Origin of the sequence: Neisseria mucosa (assembly GCA_003028315.1) — a bacterium.
Lineage (GTDB): Bacteria > Pseudomonadota > Gammaproteobacteria > Burkholderiales > Neisseriaceae > Neisseria > Neisseria mucosa.
On record CP028150.1, the window covers coordinates 231218 to 251253 of the forward strand.

20 protein-coding genes and 1 tRNA gene are annotated in these 20036 nt (G+C 50.0%); 16 read left to right on the forward strand and 5 right to left on the reverse strand.

Annotation, left to right across the window (positions count from 1 at the left end; genetic code table 11):
- Positions 1-4 precede the first annotated feature (4 nt).
- The 3 genes from NM96_01170 to NM96_01180 form a co-directional block, all read right to left on the reverse strand.
- On the reverse strand, positions 5-403 hold the full coding sequence (locus NM96_01170) for a cytochrome C (GenBank protein AVR78156.1): 399 nt from the start codon (positions 401-403) through the stop codon (positions 5-7).
- 139 nt (positions 404-542) lie between these two features.
- Positions 543-1553, reverse strand: a complete 1011-nt coding sequence (locus tag NM96_01175) for a ferrochelatase (GenBank protein AVR78157.1) — start codon at positions 1551-1553, stop codon at positions 543-545.
- A gap of 110 nt (positions 1554-1663) precedes the next feature.
- Positions 1664-2779 (reverse strand): tRNA guanosine(34) transglycosylase Tgt, encoded by a 1116-nt coding sequence (locus NM96_01180; GenBank protein AVR78158.1) that lies wholly within the window; start codon positions 2777-2779, stop codon positions 1664-1666.
- A 256-nt stretch (positions 2780-3035) separates the two neighbouring features.
- On the opposite strand from NM96_01180, the gene NM96_01185 reads away from it, so the two are divergent.
- The 15 genes from NM96_01185 (at position 3036) to NM96_01255 (ending at position 15461) form a co-directional block, all read left to right on the forward strand.
- Positions 3036-3112 (forward strand) — tRNA-Val (locus NM96_01185).
- Positions 3113-3166: 54 nt separating this feature from the next.
- Positions 3167-5080 (forward strand): threonine--tRNA ligase, encoded by a 1914-nt coding sequence (locus tag NM96_01190; GenBank protein AVR78159.1) that lies wholly within the window; start codon positions 3167-3169, stop codon positions 5078-5080.
- Positions 5081-5097: 17 nt separating this feature from the next.
- Entirely contained in the window at positions 5098-5619 is a 522-nt protein-coding gene (locus NM96_01195; GenBank protein AVR78160.1) for a translation initiation factor IF-3, read from the forward strand.
- Positions 5620-5765: 146 nt separating this feature from the next.
- Positions 5766-5963 carry a 50S ribosomal protein L35 gene (locus NM96_01200; GenBank protein ID AVR78161.1) on the forward strand — a complete coding sequence of 66 codons (198 nt, stop codon included), beginning with the start codon at positions 5766-5768 and terminating at the stop codon, positions 5961-5963.
- Positions 5964-5975: 12 nt separating this feature from the next.
- Positions 5976-6335, forward strand: a complete 360-nt coding sequence (locus tag NM96_01205) for a 50S ribosomal protein L20 (protein AVR78162.1) — start codon at positions 5976-5978, stop codon at positions 6333-6335.
- Positions 6336-6580: 245 nt separating this feature from the next.
- Positions 6581-7573, forward strand: a complete 993-nt coding sequence (locus tag NM96_01210) for a phenylalanine--tRNA ligase subunit alpha (protein ID AVR78163.1) — start codon at positions 6581-6583, stop codon at positions 7571-7573.
- 127 nt (positions 7574-7700) lie between these two features.
- Positions 7701-10064 carry a phenylalanine--tRNA ligase subunit beta gene (locus tag NM96_01215; GenBank protein AVR78164.1) on the forward strand — a complete coding sequence of 788 codons (2364 nt, stop codon included), beginning with the start codon at positions 7701-7703 and terminating at the stop codon, positions 10062-10064.
- Positions 10065-10137: 73 nt separating this feature from the next.
- Entirely contained in the window at positions 10138-10440 is a 303-nt protein-coding gene (locus NM96_01220) for an integration host factor subunit alpha (protein AVR78165.1), read from the forward strand.
- Entirely contained in the window at positions 10424-10741 is a 318-nt protein-coding gene (locus NM96_01225; GenBank protein AVR78166.1) for a hypothetical protein, read from the forward strand. Before NM96_01220 ends, NM96_01225 begins: the two co-directional genes overlap by 17 nt.
- A gap of 454 nt (positions 10742-11195) precedes the next feature.
- Positions 11196-11933, forward strand: coding sequence for a hypothetical protein (locus tag NM96_01230; protein ID AVR78167.1), 738 nt, complete (start codon positions 11196-11198; stop codon positions 11931-11933).
- A gap of 151 nt (positions 11934-12084) precedes the next feature.
- Complete coding sequence (locus NM96_01235) at positions 12085-12360, forward strand: type B 50S ribosomal protein L31 (GenBank protein AVR78168.1); 276 nt, start codon at positions 12085-12087, stop codon at positions 12358-12360.
- Positions 12360-12485, forward strand: coding sequence for a 50S ribosomal protein L36 (locus NM96_01240; protein ID AVR78169.1), 126 nt, complete (start codon positions 12360-12362; stop codon positions 12483-12485). The genes NM96_01235 and NM96_01240 overlap by 1 nt, the downstream gene beginning before the upstream one ends.
- A gap of 221 nt (positions 12486-12706) precedes the next feature.
- Positions 12707-13171, forward strand: coding sequence for a hypothetical protein (locus NM96_01245; protein ID AVR78170.1), 465 nt, complete (start codon positions 12707-12709; stop codon positions 13169-13171).
- A gap of 193 nt (positions 13172-13364) precedes the next feature.
- Positions 13365-15119 carry an assimilatory sulfite reductase (NADPH) hemoprotein subunit gene (locus NM96_01250; GenBank protein ID AVR78171.1) on the forward strand — a complete coding sequence of 585 codons (1755 nt, stop codon included), beginning with the start codon at positions 13365-13367 and terminating at the stop codon, positions 15117-15119.
- A 90-nt stretch (positions 15120-15209) separates the two neighbouring features.
- Complete coding sequence (locus tag NM96_01255; protein ID AVR78172.1) at positions 15210-15461, forward strand: hypothetical protein; 252 nt, start codon at positions 15210-15212, stop codon at positions 15459-15461.
- Positions 15462-15802: 341 nt separating this feature from the next.
- Here NM96_01255 and NM96_01260 read toward each other — a convergent pair whose 3' ends face one another.
- Positions 15803-17317 (reverse strand): spermidine synthase, encoded by a 1515-nt coding sequence (locus tag NM96_01260; GenBank protein AVR78173.1) that lies wholly within the window; start codon positions 17315-17317, stop codon positions 15803-15805.
- A 213-nt stretch (positions 17318-17530) separates the two neighbouring features.
- Here NM96_01260 and NM96_01265 point away from each other — a divergent pair, with 213 nt between their 5' ends.
- The gene (locus NM96_01265; GenBank protein AVR80226.1) at positions 17531-19075 is read left to right on the forward strand and encodes an amidophosphoribosyltransferase; all 1545 of its coding nucleotides are present in this window, start codon (positions 17531-17533) and stop codon (positions 19073-19075) included.
- 437 nt (positions 19076-19512) lie between these two features.
- Here the strand turns inward: NM96_01265 and NM96_01270 are convergent, their stop codons facing one another.
- Complete coding sequence (locus NM96_01270) at positions 19513-19977, reverse strand: transcriptional regulator (GenBank protein AVR78174.1); 465 nt, start codon at positions 19975-19977, stop codon at positions 19513-19515.
- Between the last annotated feature and the right edge of the window lie 59 nt (positions 19978-20036).

Here is a 20036-nt window from a genome sequence, read left to right on the forward strand (position 1 = left end):
GCGGTTATTTTTTGCCTTTTGCCGCTTTCACATCTTTTTCGGTGATGGTGCCGCCGCCGTTATCAAATGCATTCATAATGTAGGTCGAAACTGCTGCTACGTCCGCTTCGTTAATGGCTGTTGCAGGCATGAAGCCGTTGTAGGGTTTGCCGTTAACCTTGATCGGGCCGTTGATGCCTTTGAGCATGCTGTTCAACAGTACCTGCGGTTTTTTCATGATGTAGTCGGAACGGAACAGGGGCGGGAACATTGCTCCTCTGCCTTCGCCTTTTTTACCGTGGCAGGCGGCGCAGTTGGTTTCGTAAATTTTCTGCCCTTGCGCCATCTGTGCGGCATCGGCGGCGAAGGTTGGGGCGGAAAAGCAGGAGAGTGCGGCAAGTGTCAGGATGTGGATGGTTTTCATGGTTTGTCCTTGCAGATGGTCGGGATGTTTTTGTTTTAAAGGAATAGGGCAATCATACAATAAAGGTCGTCTGAAAACCTATCCTGCCGAAGCTTTTCAGACGACCTTAGATTTAAGTCAAAGAAACAACGGGGATGCTTCAAACCCATCCGCACAAATTGCGCCGCACCAAATCTGCCAGTGCGCCTATCCATTCTGCGCTGTCGTTCAGGCAGGGGATATAGCGGTATTCTTTACCGCCGGCGGCATGAAATTGTTCGCGCCCCATCAAAGCGATTTCTTCCATCGTTTCCAAGCAGTCTGCCATGAAGCCCGGACAGAAAACGTCCAATTTCGTTATGCCTTGTTTCGGCAGTTCGTCAAACAGAACCTGCGTACTCGGTTTAACCCATTTCGCCTTGCCGAACTGGCTTTGGAAGGAGACGATATATTCCTGCTCAGTCAGTCCCAAGGCTTCGGCAAGCAGTTTGGCCGTATGGCGGCATTCGTCGGGATAAGGGTCGCCCTCGTCGTACTGTTTCTGCGGTATGCCGTGAAAACTCAGCATCAGTTTTTCGCCGCGTCCGTGTTCCGTCCAATATGCCTGAATATGTTTTTTCATGGCTTCGATATAGCCTGCATCCTCGTAGAAACGGGACACCGTGCGTATGCTGAGTTGGTTGCGCTGGCGCAGTAATTGCAAGAATACTTTATCCAAAGCCGCACCTGTGCTCGATGCCGCATATTGCGGGTAGAGTGGGACTACCAAAAGATTACCGATGCCTTGCGATTTCAATTCCGCCAAGACGTCGTCAACGCCCGGGTTGCCGTAAGTCATGGCGTAGCGGACGGTTATATCCGGCAGTAGTTTGCCCAAGGTTTCGGCTTGGCGTGCGGTATAAACCAATAAGGGTGAGCCGTCTTTAAACCAGATTTTTTCATAGGCGTGCGCGCTTTTTTTCGGGCGCAGCGTCAGTATCAGGCCGCGCAAGATCGGTTGCCACAATAGCTTCGGCAGTTCCACCACGCGTTGGTCGGATAAAAAGTCGAGCAGGTAGGGTTTGACGGCTTGTGCGGTCGGAGCATCCGGTGTGCCGAGGTTAAGCAGTAGGACGGCGGTACGGTTTTGTTCGGTATAGGGGAGGGGAGGCTCTGGCAGGAAACGGGGCATGGTTTGTTTCTTTAATATTGAATGATTTTTTGTGTGAAAGGTCATCTGAAAAACAAAGGGAATAATCAAGTTAAACGTTTTCAGACGACCTCGATAAGCATGGTTCAATCTCAATCCACCCCGCGGGCGCGGTTTTCATGGAATTGCGCCTGCCAATCAGCAAATTTCTCTTGCTCGATGGCTTCGCGCATTTCTGCCATGATGACTTGGTAGAAATGCAGGTTGTGGATGGTGTTGAGCTGTGCGCCCAAGATTTCGCCGGCGCGGTGCAGGTGGTGCAGGTAAGCGCGGCTGAAGTTTTGGCAGGCGTAGCAGGTGCAGCTTTCGTCTATCGGGCGTTTGTCGAGCTTGTGTTTGGCGTTTTTGATTTTCAAATCGCCGAAACGGGTGAACAGCCAGCCGTTGCGCGCATTGCGGGTGGGCATGACGCAGTCGAACATGTCCACGCCGTGCGCCACGCCGTAAACGAGGTCTTCGGGCGTGCCGACGCCCATCAGGTAATGCGGTTTGTGTTCGGGCAGCATCGGTCCGACGGTGCGCAGCATGCGGTACATTTCGGGTTTGGGTTCGCCGACGGACAGTCCGCCGATGGCAAGCCCGGGGAAGTCGAATTGTTCCAAGCCGCGCAGCGATTCTTCGCGCAAATCTTCATACATCGCGCCTTGCACGATGCCGAACAGGGCATTCGGGTTCTTCAAATCTTCAAAGGCTTTTTTGCTGCGTTCTGCCCAACGCAGGCTCATTTGCAGGGATTTTTGCGCCTGTTCGTGCGTTGCTTCGCCGGGTGTGCATTCGTCCAACTGCATCACGATGTCGGAATTGAGTACGGTTTGGATTTTCATGGAGATTTCGGGCGAGAGGAAGAGTCTGTCGCCGTTGATCGGGCTTTGGAAGGTGCAGCCTTCTTCAGTGAGTTTGCGCATGTCGGAGAGCGAGAAAACCTGAAAACCGCCCGAGTCGGTCAAGATGGGTTTGTTCCAGCCGATAAAATCGTGCAGGCCGCCAAATTGTTCGATGACTTCCAAACCGGGGCGCAGCCATAAATGGTAAGTGTTGCCCAAAATAATTTGTGCCTTGATGTCGTGCAGGTTTTGCGGATTCATCGCCTTAACCGAGCCGTAAGTGCCAACCGGCATAAATACGGGCGTTTCGATTTTGCCGTGGTTCAGTTCCAGCGTGCCGCGTCGGGCATGACCATCTTTTTTATGTAAGGTAAATTTGAGCATAGGTTGTATCTATAAATGTAGGAAACGGCGTGCGAAGCCGCCGTGCAGTCAAACGATTGAGGTAAAAACGCGATTATAAAGGATTTTCATTGCAATAGCGGTGTTTGAATATTTCAGACGACCTTATTCGTATCGAGATGTTCACTGTTGAAAATGTTTCAAAAAAATCACAATGTTCCGACAATGTCGTCTGAAACCTCGTTTTCATACTTGCCATTGCGTCAAAGTATCGTCTATAATCCGAACCCTGTTAAACAGGCACGTAGCTCAGTTGGTTAGAGCACCACCTTGACATGGTGGGGGTCGTTGGTTCGAATCCAATCGTGCCTACCAAATTTCCCAAACGGCATTTATGCCGTTATTTTTTAATGTTTTGGAGCTTTTTTGATGTTGAACATTACCTTGCCGGACGGCTCAGTCCGCCAATACGAATCGCCCGTTACCGTGGCACAGATTGCCGCGTCTATCGGAGCAGGTTTGGCGAAGGCGACGGTGGCGGGTAAGGTAAACGGCAAATTGGTCGATGCGTGCGATCCGATTACCGAAGATTCAACCGTCCAAATCATTACCCCGAAAGACCAAGAAGGCGTTGAAATCATCCGCCACTCTTGCGCCCACCTTGTCGGTCATGCGGTCAAGCAGCTCTATCCTAATGCAAAAATGGTTATCGGCCCCGTCATTGAAGAGGGCTTTTATTACGATATTGCGACGGAAAAACCGTTTACGCCTGAAGATGTCGCTGTCATCGAAGCGCGCATGAAAGAATTGATTGCACAAGATTATGATGTAATCAAAATCATGACTCCGCGCGCCGAAACCATCAAAATTTTCCAAGATCGCGGCGAAGAATACAAACTGCGCCTGATTGAAGATATGCCCGAAGTTGAAGCAATGGGTATGTATCATCATCAGGAATATGTCGATATGTGCCGCGGTCCGCACGTTCCGAACACCCGCTTCCTGAAAAACTTCAAGCTGACCAAGCTGGCAGGCGCATACTGGCGCGGCGACAGCAATAATGAAATGCTGCAACGCATTTACGGTACAGCTTGGGCAACAAAAGACGAATTAAAAGCCTATATCCAGCGTATTGAAGAAGCAGAAAAACGTGACCACCGCAAATTGGGCAAGCAACTGGATTTGTTCCACTTGCAAGACGAAGCGCCGGGTATGGTGTTTTGGCATCCTAAAGGTTGGGCTTTGTGGCAGACTATTGAGCAGCATATGCGTAAAGAGCTGAATGCCGCCGGTTACAAAGAAGTCAAAACCCCCCAAATCATGGATAAAACCTTTTGGGAAAAATCCGGTCACTGGGATAACTACAAAGACAATATGTTCGTAACCAGTTCGGAAAAACGTGAATACGCGGTTAAGCCGATGAACTGCCCGGGACATGTTCAGATTTTCAATAACGGTCTGCGCTCGTACCGCGATTTGCCAATGCGTTTAGCAGAATTTGGTTCTTGCCATCGCAACGAGCCGAGCGGTGCATTACATGGACTGATGCGTGTCCGAGGTTTTGTACAAGACGATGCGCATATTTTCTGTACCGAAGATCAAATCGTCAGCGAAGCGCGGGCATTCAATGAATTGCTGGTTCGTATTTACAAGCAATTCGGTTTCCATGATGTGTCCGTCAAACTTTCACTGCGTCCTGAGAAGCGTGCCGGTTCAGACGACGTCTGGGATAAGGCAGAACAAGGCCTGCGCGAAGCATTGACTGCTTGCGGCGTGGAATGGGGCGAATTGCCGGGTGAAGGTGCGTTCTACGGACCTAAAATCGAATATCATGTTAAAGATGCATTGGGACGTTCTTGGCAGTGTGGTACGCTGCAACTGGACTTTGTATTGCCGGAACGTTTAGATGCAGAATATGTAACCGAAAACAATGACCGCGCCCGTCCGGTAATGTTGCACCGAGCCATTTTGGGTTCTTTGGAACGATTTATCGGTATTTTGATTGAAAACCATGCAGGTTCTTTCCCACTATGGTTGGCGCCGGTTCAAATGGTGATTATGAATATCACCGAAAATCAAGCAGATTACTGCCGTGAAGTGGCTGCCAAATTGCAGGCTGCTGGCTTCCGTGTAGAGCTGGATTTGCGTAACGAAAAAATCGGTTACAAAATCCGTGATAACAGCCAATACCGCTTCCCTTATCAAATCGTTGTCGGCGATAAAGAGAAGCAAGAAAACAAAGTGGCCGTGCGCCGCAAAGCAGAAGACTTGGGTTCTTTGGATTTGGATGATTTCATTGCGCAACTGCAGCAAGAAATCGCAGACGCCCTCGTCAACCATTAATTTTTATAGGAGTATTCATCATCGCTCAAGAACGCGAAGCACGAATCAATGGCGAAATTACCGCTAAAGAAGTGCGTTTAATCAGTGAGTCAGGCGAACAGCTTGGTGTTGTATCGGTTCGTGAAGCTTTGGCCATGGCCGAAGAGCAGGATGTGGATTTGGTAGAGATTTCCCCTACTGCCAAACCGCCTGTGTGCAAACTGATGGATTACGGTAAATATAAATACCAACAAGCCAAGAAACGCGACGAAGCCAAGAAAAACCAGAAGCAGGTACAAATTAAGGAAATCAAATTCCGTCCGGGTACCGATGAAGGCGATTATCAAATCAAAATGCGCAACATCAACCGCTTCTTGGCTGACGGCGATAAAGTCAAAGTCACGCTTCGTTTCCGCGGGCGTGAAATGGCTCACCAGCAACTCGGTGCGCAACTTTTAGAGCGCGTAAAAGAGGATTTGGCGGAAGTGGCTCAAATCGAATCCTTCCCTAAAATGGAAGGCCGTCAAATGGTGATGATGATTGCACCGAAGAAAAAATAAAGTTATAATTTTCAGCTTACCCCGATTGCCGCTTCGGAGTAAGCTTTTGATTGGCGGCAAAAACCGTGGCATTTTGGGTTCAAGTGTTTGAAACCAATGTTTTAAAACCCCCTGATGCCTTATCTAATAACGAATGGAGTTTTCCCATGCCTAAAATGAAAACCAAGTCTAGCGCGAAAAAACGCTTCAAAGTACTGGGTAACGGCGGTGTAAAACGCGCTCATGCGTTCAAACGCCACATCTTGACTAAAAAGACCACTAAAAACAAACGCCAACTGCGCGGTACCTCTATGGTAAACGATCGCGATTTGGCTTCTGTTGCTAAAATGTTACCCTACGCTTAAGGAGTTTAGAATATGCCACGCGTAAAACGCGGTGTAACCGCTCGTGCCCGTCACCAAAAAATCTTCGCGTTAGCCAAAGGCTACCGCGGTCGTCGTAAAAACGTATACCGCGTTGCCAAGCAAGCGGTAATGAAAGCTGGTCAGTACGCATACCGTGACCGTCGTCAACGCAAACGCCAATTCCGTCAATTGTGGATTGTCCGTATCAATGCAGGTGCCCGTGAAAATGGTCTGTCTTACAGCAAATTCATGAACGGTCTGAAACGCGCCTCTATCGAAATCGACCGCAAAGTATTGGCTGATTTGGCTGTATTTGATAAAGCCGCTTTTGCACAATTGGTTGAGAAAGCTAAAGCTGCTTTGGCTGCTTAATCCAAAAAATTTAAAAAGGAAGCTACGGCTTCCTTTTTTCTTTGTTTGAATAAAGTCTATGTGATTGATTTTCTTTCTTTAAAGTCTATTTTTTTGAATTGATTTGCGCTAAAATACGTCGATTCTATCAAACGGATTGGCCGTAAACGATAAAAGGTCGTCTGAAAAGTTTGGCAACACCAAACCATACAGGCGGCCTCATTGTTTCAGACGACCCATCATCAACCGACAGACGATAAACCACTATGGAAAATGTAAACCGTATCGTTGCAGAAGGTATTGCCGCAGTAGAGGCCGCGCAAGACTTCAACGCTCTAGAACAAATCAAAGCCCGTTATCTTGGTAAAACCGGCGAGTTGACCGGACTTCTGAAAACCTTAGGTCAAATGTCGCCTGAAGAGCGCAAAACCATAGGTGCGCATATCAATGAATGCAAAAACCAGTTTCAGACGGCCTTTAACAATAAACGCGATGCCCTCAACGAAGCCAAACTTCAAGCCCAGCTTGCCGCCGAAGCACTCGATATTACCCTGCCCGGACGCGCGCAGGAAAATGGCGGTCTGCATCCCGTAACCCTGACTTTGCAGCGCGTGGTCGAACTCTTTCACGGTATGGGTTTTGAAGTGGCAGACGGCCCGGAAATCGAAGACGATTTCCACAACTTCCAAGCCCTGAACATCCCCGCAAACCACCCGGCACGCGCCATGCAGGATACGTTCTACGTTGAAAACGGCGATGTTTTGCGTACGCACACTTCCCCGATTCAAATCCGCTACATGCTCGATAAAAAAGAGCCGCCCATCCGTATTATCGCTCCCGGCCGCGTTTACCGTGTGGACAGCGATGCTACGCACTCACCCATGTTTCACCAAGCCGAAGGCCTGTGGGTGGAAGAGGGCGTAACCTTCGCCGATTTGAAAGCCGTGTTTACCGACTTTATCCGCCGCTTTTTCGAACGCGATGATTTGCAAGTACGTTTCCGTCCGTCTTTCTTCCCGTTCACCGAACCGTCCGCCGAAATCGACATCATGGGCGAAAACGGCAAATGGCTGGAAGTCGGCGGCTGCGGCATGGTGCATCCCAACGTGTTGAAAAACGTGAATATCGACCCCGAGAAATACACTGGTTTCGCCTTCGGCATTGGTCTCGACCGTTTCGCTATGTTGCGTTACAACGTGAATGATTTGCGACTGTTTTTTGATAACGATTTGAACTTTTTGAAGCAGTTTGCGAAATGATTGTGCAGGCTGCCTAAAAGAAACTGCCCTAACAAAGTTAAAAAGCAGCCTGCACTCCCAAGCAAACAGGTCGTCTGAAAACAAAATCTGATAAAACAAAAGTTAATTAGTTGATTGAGAACATAACATGCAATTCTCCTACTCATGGCTGAAAATCCAAGCCGATACCGAACTTTCCGCCGATAAGCTGGAACATTTGTTAACCATGTCCGGCTTGGAAGTGGAAGAGGCCGAGACTGCCGCCCCTGCGTTTACAGGCGTGGTAATTGCTGAAGTGAAATCCGTTGAAAAACATCCTGATGCCGACCGTTTGAACGTTACCCAAGTCGATGCGGGGACGGGCGAGTTGGTACAGATTGTGTGCGGTGCGCCGAATGTGAAAGCGGGCATCAAAGTGCCGTGTTCGCTGCCGGGCGCGGTGTTGCCGGGCAATTTCAAAATCAAGCCGACCAAGATGCGCGGCGTGGTGTCGAACGGGATGTTGTGTTCCACCGATGAACTCGGTCTGCCTGACGACGGCGTGAACGGCCTGCACATTCTGCCGCAAGACGCTCCCGTCGGTGCAAACATCCGTGAATATTTGGATTTGGACGATACGGTGTTCACGCTGAAAATCACGCCGAACCGTGCCGACTGCCTGAGCATCAAAGGCATTGCGCGTGAAGTGTCCGCGCTGACGGGTTGCGCGTTCAAGCGGCCTGCAATCCATGCCGCGCCAATCACAGGTAGCCGCAAACAGCCCGTGCAGATTGATGCGCCTGCCGATTGCGGCCGCTTTATCAGCCGCGTGATTGAAAACGTGAACGCGCGCGCCGCTACGCCGGATTGGATGAAGCAGCGTTTGGAGCGCAGCGGTATCCGCAGTATTTCCGCTCTGGTGGACATTGGCAATTATGTGATGCTGGAAATTGGTCAGCCGATGCATGTTTTTGATGCCGACAAACTTTCAGGCAGCCTGCACATCCGCCGTGCGCGCGAAGGTGAAACGCTGAAATGCCTGAACGAGAAAACCGTCTCTTTGTCTGAAAACACGCTGGTAGTGGCCGACGAAAAAGGTGCGTTGAGCTTGGCGGGTCTGATGGGCGGCGCGGCAAGCGCGGTTTCAGACGACACGCAAAATATCGTGCTGGAAGCGGCTTGGTTTGCGCCTGAAATCATCGCCGGCAAATCGCGCCAATACGGTTTTGGCTCGGATTCGTCGTTCCGCTTTGAGCGCGGCGTGGATTACCGTTTACAGGCTGATGCTATCGAACGCGCCACCGAATTGGTTTTGCAAATCTGCGGCGGTGCGGCAGGAGAAATGGTGGAAGCGCAAGGCGAATTGCCTGAAGCGAAGCAGGTTGAATTGCGTTTAGGTCGTCTGAAAACGGTGTTGGGCGTGGACATTCCCGCCGAACAGGTGGAAACCATTTTGCAGCACTTGGGTCTGCAGCCTGAAAAAACCGCAGAAGGCTTCCGCGTTACCGCGCCGAGTTTCCGTTTCGACATCGAAATCGAAGCCGATTTGATTGAAGAAATCGGCCGCGTTTACGGCTATGAAAATATCCCCGACGATTACACGTCAGGTCGTCTGAAAATGCTGGCGCTGCCCGAAACCCGCCGTCCGCGTTTTGCCGTTTATAACGAAATGGCGGCGCGCGACTACCGCGAAGTGGTCAGCTATGCCTTCGTTGACGAGCAGTGGGAACACGACTTTGCCGCCAACGCCAATCCCATCCGTCTGCAAAACCCGCTGGCGGCGCAGTATGCCGTGATGCGTTCCACGCTCATCGGCGGCTTGGTGGAAATTCTGCAAAACAATCTGAACCGCAAGCAAAACCGCGTGCGCGTGTTTGAAATCGCCCGCGTGTTCAGCAAGGATTCAGACGGCCTGTTTGTACAAAACGAACGCATCGGTGGCCTGTGGTACGGCGCGGCAATGCCCGAACAATGGGGAGAGAAAACGCGCAACGCGGATTTTTACGACATCAAGGCCGATGTGGAAAATCTGTTGAAAAACAAAGCAGTTGAGTTTGTCAAAACCGAACATCCCGCCCTGCATCCAGGACGCGCCGCCAATATTGTTTCAGACGGCCAAGTCATCGGCTTTGTCGGCGAATTGCATCCGAAATGGCTGCAAAAATACGACTTGCCGCAAGCACCGCTGGTATTTGAAATCGATATGGCCGCCGTGTTGGAACGCGAAAAAATGCGCTATCAGGCAGTATCGAAATTCCAGCCGGTGCGCAGGGATTTGGCGTTTGTTATGCCTGAAACCATGACTCATGATGATTTGTTGGCCGCATTGAAAGGTGCAGCAAACAAGTTGGTACAGGAAATCAGCGTATTTGACGTATATCGCGGTACGGGACTGCCTGAAGGGATGAAGAGCATGGCGGTCAAAGTGATTTTGCAGGATATGGAAAACACGCTGACGGATGAAACAGTCGAGCCGGTTATCGGAAAACTGATTGACGCGGCAACTGCTGCGGGAGCACAACTTCGCAGCTAAAAAATAAATATTCGCTTGAATTTTAAATAGAAATTAGTAATAATCTGCACCTGTTACAACAGAAGGTAATAATATGACATTAACTAAAGCCGAATTGGCCGATATTTTGGTAGATAAAGTCAGCAATGTAACCAAAAACGATGCCAAAGAAATCGTCGAACTCTTTTTTGAAGAAATCCGCAGCACTTTGGCACGCGGCGAAGAAATCAAAATTTCCGGTTTCGGTAATTTTCAGTTGCGCGACAAACCGCAGCGTCCCGGCCGTAATCCGAAAACTGGCGAAGAAGTACCGATTACCGCCCGCCGCGTAGTAACTTTCCATGCCAGCCAAAAACTCAAAGGCATGGTGGAGCATTACTATGACAAACAACGCTAATCCCGTTATTCCTGCAAAACGTTATTTCTCGCTGGACGAAATGTGCGAATTGGTGCAAATCAGCCCGTCACAATTTGCCCAGTGGCAACATGAGAACGGTATCGTTGTCGGTTACGGCGGCGATCGTTACACCCGTCCCGATGTGGTGAAACTGCTGAAGTTGAAAGATACCTTTGCGCCTTATGTCGACCGCTTCAGTCGTGATTCTTTGGATGCAAACGGTCATCCTGCTGCAAAAGCGGAAGAGGTTAAAGCCGGATTAAATTCTATATTGGCAGATTTGCAAAAAGCACTTGCTTAGTTTATTAGATAAACAGCCGCTTCCTTATCTAAGGGAAGTGGCTGTTTGTTTTTATGGATTTTGGGGCTTGCTATGTATAGTGGATTAAATTTAAATCAGGACAAGGCGACGAAGCCGCAGACAGTACAGACAGTACGGCAAGGTGAGGCAACGCCGTACTGGTTTAAAGTTAATCCACTATATTAGAAAATATTTACCTAGTTTATAAGCATCCTTAATAAATATGATAGGTACCTGTTTTTAAATGATGTATTGATGCTGCTTGTATTGAATTGAACCATTTTTCGAAGTTATTGTCTTTTATATCAATAGCCTGCACGGATATTGTGTTTAACAATCCATGCTATGAAAGTTATAATGATACAAACACAATGATGTGTTGTCGGCATACTTCAATCTGCACATTTAATCTAAGGAGCGATATTATTGGCTCCAGTTTCTGGATAATCTGACAATGATTCAATATTGGCAAAAAAGTTTGGCTGCCGTACTGCTTTTAGGGGTATTTTCTCAAACATGGGCGCAATTCCATTCTGTTTATTTTAATCAACATGGCAAAATTACAGCAACGATGTCATCGGTTGCATATGTCCGACAATATACGGTTCAATCAGGTATTGCCAAGGCGCAGGATTTTTATTACCCGTCCATGAAGAAATATTCTGATCCGTATGAAGTTCCTGCAGAGCAAATTAAAGTGTTTGTTCCCGTGTTAGATAATGGGACGTTGACGCTTTGGCATTTCAACGGACAGAAAAAAATGGTAGGGACTTATAAAAACAGCAAGCCGAACGGTGAATGGACAAACTGGTATCCGAACGGTAAGAAATCTGCTGTGATGCCTTATCAAAACGGTTTGAGCGAAGGAACCGGTTCGCGATATTACCGTAATGGGGTGAAGGAAAGCGAGATCCAGTTCAAACACGACAAAGCCAACGGTTATTGGAAGCAATGGTATCCGGACGGCAGTCCGAAGATGGAAATGAATATGGTCAACGATAAACCGACTGAGATTTTGAGTTGGGACGAAAATGGTCGTATTTTATCGGAAATCAGCATTTCTAATGGTCGTCGTAATGGTATTGTTTTGGAATGGTACGAAGATGGGGCCAAAAAGTCAGAATCGGTTTATTCCAACGATCAGCTGGTGAAGAAAACGCATTGGGATAAAGAAGGTTATGTTGTTGAATAACCGTTAAAATACATGAAAAAGAAGTACGGGTAAGGTTTAATGCCTTATCCGTATTTCTTTTTTATGAAAAGGTATTTGGAGGGAACTTGCGATATTTTTAAAATAGTGTATAATGTTATATTATAACATATTAATTATGGAGTATTGATTGATGAAACCGAATATTCATCCTGATAATTACCGTACTGTTTTATTTTTCGACAGCGGTGCAAATGAAGGCTGGCTTATCCGCTCTTGTGCGGAGACGCATGGTAAGACGATGGTTTGGAAAGATGGAAAAGAATACCCGCTTTTCGCGCTGGATACGTCGTCTGCATCTCATCCTGTGTACACCGGCAGACAGCGAAACGTTAACACTGAAGGGCGTGCGAGCAAGTTCAATCAGCGTTTCCAATCGATGATGTCTTCATTTAGAAAGGACAAATAATGCAAGTTTTATCTTCACTGAAAACAGCGAAAAAACGCCACCGCGACTGTCAAATCGTCCGCAGGAAGGGTAAGGTTTACGTTATTTGTAAGAGTAACCCGCGCTTTAAGGCACGTCAGCGTTAAATACCGGTTGGATCGACTGTCCGCACCTGAAAATGGTGCGGATTTTTTTGGTAATCATGTAAACTCATGTTGGTTAATATCATTAAAAATATCTTTTTTGCCTGCAAACAACCGGTTTTAGGAATATCGGGTAAATTAGCGTAATCCCGCTTGTTTGGAGGTGGAGATGTTTATAACATGGCAGCGCATTTAGCAGACAAATTCCTATTTAGGAGATATTTATGAAATCAAAAGTATTACTGGCTGTTGCCGCCGCATTATCCCTTGGTGCCTGTGTCGCACCCGACATGGATTATGATTTCGAACGTGGTTCCCGTCACGAGCATCGCCATGAACACCGTTACGACAATCGTGATGATAATTACGATCGTAACGAGATGCGCCGTGAAGAGCGTCGTTATGAAGAAAACCGTCGCACATCAGAGTCCCGCCGTTTGCGCACTTTCTCTTGTGAGAACGGATTGTCTGTTGATGTCCGCAACTTGAATAACGATCAGTTGGAATTGCGCCTTGACGACAAGCGCGCTGTATTGTCATCCGATGTTTCCGGTTCCGGCTCGCGCTACACTTCCAACCGCGGCCTGTTCGGCAAAGGTGCGGAATGGCATGAGAAAAACGGCGAAGCATCCTTCAGCTTTACCGATCCGTACGGCAACCGTGTAGAAACTTCTTGCAGCGTGCGCTAAATCCCAAATATCCTGTTAAAGGTCGTCTGAAAATATTTTCAGACGACCTTTTTTCTATTTGGTGCAGTGTGCCCCTACATTACAGGTAATCTTTTGGATATAACGAAATCATCTTTAAATCGAACAAACCATTCTTTCCCATTTTCAGACGACCTGATTAAAGTAGCTCCAAACTGAGAATAAGGAGCACCCTATGACTACCACCGCCGACCCGCGCGCCAAACTGCCCGACACCCCGCTTTCCGGCAACGAAGCCCTGAAAGACCGCAGCGACTATCTGCACGGTACCATCAAACAAGACCTGACCGATGACTTTACCGGCGGCTTTACCGCCGACAATTTCCAGCTCATCCGTTTCCACGGCATGTACGAGCAGGACAACCGCGACATCCGCGCCGAGCGTACCGATCAAAAACTCGAACCCTTAAAAAACATGATGTTGCGCTGCCGCTTGCCCGGCGGCATCATTACGCCGGCGCAGTGGCTGGGCATAGACGAATTTGCCGGCGACCACACCATTTACGGCTCCATCCGCCTGACCAACCGCCAAACCTTCCAATACCACGGCATTTTAAAAACCGATTTGAAACTGGCGCACCAGTCCCTGCACAAACTCGGCCTCGATTCCATCGCCACCGCCAGCGACGTCAACCGCAACGTACTCTGCACCAGCAATCCCGTTCAAAGCCCGCTGCACCAAGAAGCCTACGAATGGGCGAAACGCATCAGTATGCACCTTCTGCCGCGCACTATGGCATACGCCGATGTCTGGCTGGACGGCGAAAAAGTGTTCACCACCGAACCGACCGAACCACGCAACAAAGAAATTGCCGACGACGTCGAACCGATTTTGGGCAAAACCTACCTGCCGCGCAAATTCAAAACCGCCGTCGTCATCCCGCCTGACAACGATGTGGACATCCATTCCAACGACTTAGGCTTCGTCGCCATAGAAGAAAACGGCAAACTTGTCGGCTTCAACGTCCTTGTCGGCGGCGGGCTGTCCAGCGAACACGGCAACACCAAAACCTACCCCAACACCTCCTACGAATTCGGTTTCGTCCCCCTCGAATACACCCTCAACGCCGCCGAAGCCGTCGTCAGCACCCAGCGCGACTGGGGCAACCGCAGCGACCGCAAAGCCGCACGTACCCGCTATACCCTCCAGCGCGTCGGCGTCGAAGTGTTCAAAGAAGAAGTTGAACGGCGCATGGGCATCAAGTTCGAACCTATCCGCCCCTACGCCTTCACCCATCGCGGCGACCACATCGGCTGGGTTAAAGGACTCGAAGGCAACTGGCACCTGACCCTGTTCATCGAGAACGGCCGCCTGCTCGACTACCCCGGCAGACCGTTGAAAACCGGCGTGCGCGAAATCGCCAAAATTCACCCCGGCGACTTTCGCCTGACCGCCAACCAAAACCTCGTTGTCGCCAACGTTCCGCCCGAGCTGAAAGACACCATAGACAAAATCGCCAAAGAACACGGCTTAATCAGCAAATCCATCACCATCCAGCGCGAAAACTCGATGGCGTGCGTCGCCCTGCCGACCTGTCCGCTGGCGATGGCGGAGGCCGAACGCTTCCTGCCATCGTTCTCCGACAAAATCGACGAAATGTTCGCCAAATACGGCTTGGAAGACGAATACATCGTCCTGCGCGTCACAGGCTGCCCCAATGGCTGCGGCCGCGCCATGCTCGCCGAAATCGGCTTAGTCGGCAAAGCCGTCGGCCGCTACAACCTCTACGCAGGCGGCAACCGCGAAGGCACCCGCATCCCGCGCCTCTTTAAAGAAAACATTACCGAACCCGAAATCCTCGAAATCGTCGACGGCTGGGTCGGTAACTGGGCGCAAAACCGCCTCGACGACGAAGGCTTCGGCGATTTTGCCGTCCGTACCGGCATCGTCAAACCCGTCCTCGACCCGCCGCGCGATTTTTGGGTATGAGTGCAGGTAAGGAAGGATGTACAGGAAGAAAGGTCGTCTGAAAAATTCAGACGACCTTTTGGTTTTTGGGGTAACGGTTTTCGCGGGCGAATGCGGGGCGCAAGCGTTCACTTTAGGGGTGGGTTTGATGGAACGTTTGAAAAGTTGTCGTGGTGCAGGCTGTGTCTCCAGATTGCTGCAGTCGGACAGACGGCGGGAAGGAAAGTTTTCGCTGGCAAAGCCCATGCTGTGATATCTTATTCGAAAGGTCGTCCGAATATAGCAAACATACTTAACTTTAAATCCGGCATATCATCAAATTCTGTCATTCCCATGCAGGCGGGAGTCCATCGTAAAACTTGAGAAACCTTGGTTTGAAAAACAGTTTCTGAATTTCAAAAATGGATTGCCGCCTGCTCAGGAATGACGATAACTGGTAAGGTAAATTGCGTATCGGAGAAAAGTATAGTGGATTAACTTTAAACCAGTACGGCGTTGCCTCGCCTTGCCGTACTATCTGTACTGTCTGCGGCTTCGTCGCCTTGTCCTGATTTAAATTTAATCTACTATAATTTAGCTATAGCCCGACTTTGGGTTGGCAAATTCGAAAAAATAAGAGAAAGAGTTGAAAGCTGGAAATCAAAAGGTCGTCTGAAAAACAGAAATGCTTGGTTTTCAGACGACCTTTGTTTTGGGAAAACGGCTCAACGAGTTACGTTGCGCCAGTCGCTTTCGAAATAGCTGACGAGGATTTGGTTGTTCAGATAGTTCGGCTCGACCTTGCGCCTTGCCATGTCGGGCGGGAAGCGGAACATTTCGGCGGCGGTTTGGGCGTTCAGATAACGCGTGGGAACGTCGAATTTCTGCGGGACGGGGAATTGCTTATCGAAGCCTGCCAACACAAATCCCCATTCGCCGAAGGAGGGGACGTAAACGTGATAAGGCGCGGTGGAAAGGCCGGCGGCTTCGAGGGTGGCGACGACCGACCAGTAGGCGTTTGGGGCGAAGTAGGGCGAGGTGGATTGGACGACGATTTTGCCCTGCGGCTGAAGATGGCGGGCGACGAGGCGGTACATGGGGACGGAGTAGAGTTTGCCCAGTGAGAAATTGGACGGGTCGGGCAGGTCGATGATGATGACGTCGAATTTTTCAGACGACCCCTCCAGCCATTTGGCGGCATCGTCGTTGACGACGTGCATTTTGGGATGGGACAGCGAGCCTTGGTTGAGCGCGCTTAAGGCGGCGGAGGTTTTAAAAGTGGCGGTCATGTCGGGGTCTAAATCGACCAGGGTAACGTGTTTGACCTGCGGGTATTTCAAGACTTCGCGCGCCGCCAGTCCGTCGCCGCCGCCGAGGATGAGGATGCGGGAGGCGTTGGAAACCATCTGCATGGCGGGCAGGACGAGGGCTTCGTGGTAACGGGCTTCGTCGCGCGAGGAGAATTGCAGGTTGCCGTTGATGTAGAGGCGGGTGTCGTCTTTCCAGCGGGTAACGACGAGCCGCTGGTAGGGCGAGTGGCTTTGATAGACGACGGGGTCGCCGAAATAGCTTTGTTCGGCTTTGAAGGAGATGCGGTCGGCGTAGGCGAAGGTGGCGGCGAGGACGGACAAGACAATCAGCGCGCGCAGGCGGATGGCGCGGTAGCGGGGCAGTTCGGCTTTGAAGACACGCGCGGTCAGGTAGGCGACGGCGGCGTTGAGGATGCCGAACAAGAGAGCGGAACGCGCCATGCCGAGTTTGGGGGCGAGTAGAAGCGGGAAGAGCAAGGAAACGGCGAGTGCGCCCAGATAGTCGAAGGTCAGGACTTTGGCAACGAGTTCTTTAAACTCTGCGCCTTTGCGGTTTAACACGCGCATGACCAACGGGATTTCCATGCCGACGACTGCGCCGACAATCAGCACGAAGGCATAGAGCAGGGTGCGGAACGGGGCGGCGGAAAGCCCGAAGGCGACGAACAAGGCCAGCGCGGAAATGCCACCGATGATGCCGACCAAAAGTTCGATTTCGATAAAGCGGTGCAACACGTCTTCGTCTTTGATGTAGCGGGTCAGGTGCGCGCCGATGCCCATCGAGAAAAGATAAAGTCCGATGACGGAAGAAAACTGCAAAATGCTGTCGCCCAAAAGATAGCTCGCCAGCGCGGCGATGATGAGTTCGTAGGCGAGGCCGCAACTGGCGACGATGAAGACGGAGATGATGAGGGTGCGGTTGGCGGTCATGGTGTCGTAGGAATGGGGTTTGAGCTGCTATTGTATATTGAAATAGGGATGGTCTGCCGCAAAGGTCGTCTGAAAAACTCCAGCCGTTTGTTCAGACGACGTTTCCGTATTTTTGGGGTTGACATGAAAATATTGTCAACAATTTGGGCAACTTTGTCCGATTTATTCTATAATTCTGTTTTCCAAGTTAACCTCGAATTCGGAGAAGACGATATGTGCGGTGTATTAGGTTTGGTCAGCCATGAGCCGGTAAACCAGCTTCTGTACGACGGTTTGCAGATGTTGCAGCACAGGGGGCAGGATGCGGCGGGCATTGTGACGGCGGAAGGCAGCACGTTCCATATGCACAAAGGCAAAGGCATGGTGCGCGAAGTGTTCCGCACACGCAATATGCGCGATTTGATCGGCAACGCGGGCATCGCCCACGTCCGTTATCCTACGGCGGGCAACGCGGGCAGCAGCGCGGAGGCGCAGCCTTTCTACGTCAGCTCGCCTTTCGGCATCGTTTTGGCGCACAACGGTAACCTCACCAATACCGCCGAACTGTATGAAAACGTGTGCAACAAACACCTGCGCCACGTCAACACCAGCTCCGATTCCGAAGTCTTGCTCAACGTATTCGCGCACGAATTGCGCCGCGAAGTCTCTAAAAACGCCAATCCCCACCGGCTCAATATCGACAATATTTTCAACGCCGTTGCCGAAGTCCACCGCCTGGTGCGCGGCGCATACGGCGTGGTTGCCATGATTGCGGGCTACGGTATGCTCGCTTTCCGCGATCCTTACGGCATCCGCCCGCTGGTGTTGGGTTCGCAAACCGACGAGGCAGGCAGAAAATCCTATGCCGTCGCCTCCGAATCCGTTGCCTTCAATGCGCTTGCCTACGATTTGGAACGCGATATCCAGCCGGGCGAAGCAGTATTCGTCGGCTTTGACGGCGCACTGATTGCCCGTCAATGCAGTGACCGCGCCAAACTCAGCCCCTGCCTCTTCGAATACGTCTATTTTGCCCGTCCCGACTCCGTAATCGACGGCGTATCGGTTTACCAATCGCGTTTGGATATGGGCGTGTCCTTAGCGGAAAAAATCAAACGCGAGCTGCCCGTGGACGACATCGACGTTGTGATGCCCATTCCCGACACCAGCCGCCCCAGTGCGATGGAACTTGCCGTCCACCTCAAAAAGCCTTACCGCGAAGGTTTGATTAAAAACCGCTATATCGGCCGCACCTTTATCATGCCCGGTCAGGCGACGCGCAAAAAATCCGTGCGCCAAAAACTCAGCCCGATGGAAACCGAGTTTGAAGGAAAAAGCGTGTTGCTGGTGGACGACTCCATCGTGCGCGGGACAACCAGCCGCGAAATCGTCGAAATGGTACGCGCAGCAGGCGCGCGCAAAGTCTATATCGCCTCCGCCGCTCCCGAAGTACGCTATCCCAATGTGTACGGCATCGACATGCCCACGCGCGAAGAATTGATTGCCAACGGGCGCAGCGCGGCGGAAATTGCCGCCGAAATCGGCGCGGACGGCATCGTTTTCCAAAATTTGAGCGATTTGGAAACCGTCGTCAAAGCACTCAATCCTCAAATCGAATCCTTCGATTCGTCCTGTTTCAACGGCATCTATCAAACCGGGGACATCGACCAGGCCTACCTCGATCGCCTGTCCGCCGAGAAATCCGGCTGCGGCGGCTTGAAAATCCACCCGAGCAGGATGGAACACAGCATCAGCATCAGCGATACGGGTGACGAAGAATAAAACCGGTTTGAACGATTAAGGCAAAAGGTCGTCTGAAAACCGCCCTCCTTTAAGGGGAAAGGGTTTTCAGACGGCCTTTTCCCTTTGAATGAAAGAGCCTGATTTTGCCAAAGGGTTATTCCTAATTTATTTATACTTCATGGAATATAACTACAAAATACAAAAATACAACAATCAAAGAGAAACTTTACAAGAAAAAACTTGCATTACTTCCGCTTAAAGCGCATAATTCGCCCCGTTAGCTGGTTCGAGTAGTCAGTTAATAGTTTCTCCTCTATTTCTCCTTTGTAGACTTGGCACACATCTTATTGATGTGTGCATTTTTTTTGCTTTTTTCTTTCAATCTAATGATATAAGCAAAGAAGTTACAATATTTCATATTTCCCTATCTACTATCTACCAGTGTAATTATTCTAATCTTGGCTTCTGTCCTACACTCAATCCAAATCCAATACCGTTTCTTCTTTTACTTCCTCCATCACCACATAACTTCGGCTTTCCGCCGCGGCAGGCAGGTGCAGTAAAATATTGCCCAACATATCCCGATAGGCCGACATATCGGGCAGGCGGACTTTAATCAGATAATCGTATTCGCCCGATACCAAGTGGCATTCCAAAATTTGCGGAATCCTCATGACTTCCCGACGAAAATCTTCAAAAATATTGCCTGACTTCGAACGCAGCTTCAATTCGACAAAAATCAACAATCCTTTGCCCAATAAATTCGGATTGAGGCGGGCGTGATAGCCGGTAATGAAATTATCGCGCTCCAGCCGTTTGACGCGCTCGGTAACAGGCGTAGTCGAAAGCCCCACTTTCTCCGCCAGCTCCGTCATCGGTATCCGGGCGTTTTGTTGCAGAAATTTTAAAATTTTCAGATCGGTTTTATCCAGTTCTTTCATGATGCTTTTCCTTTTGAATGTCATTAAATAGGGATAATACATACGAAATTATTAAAAAT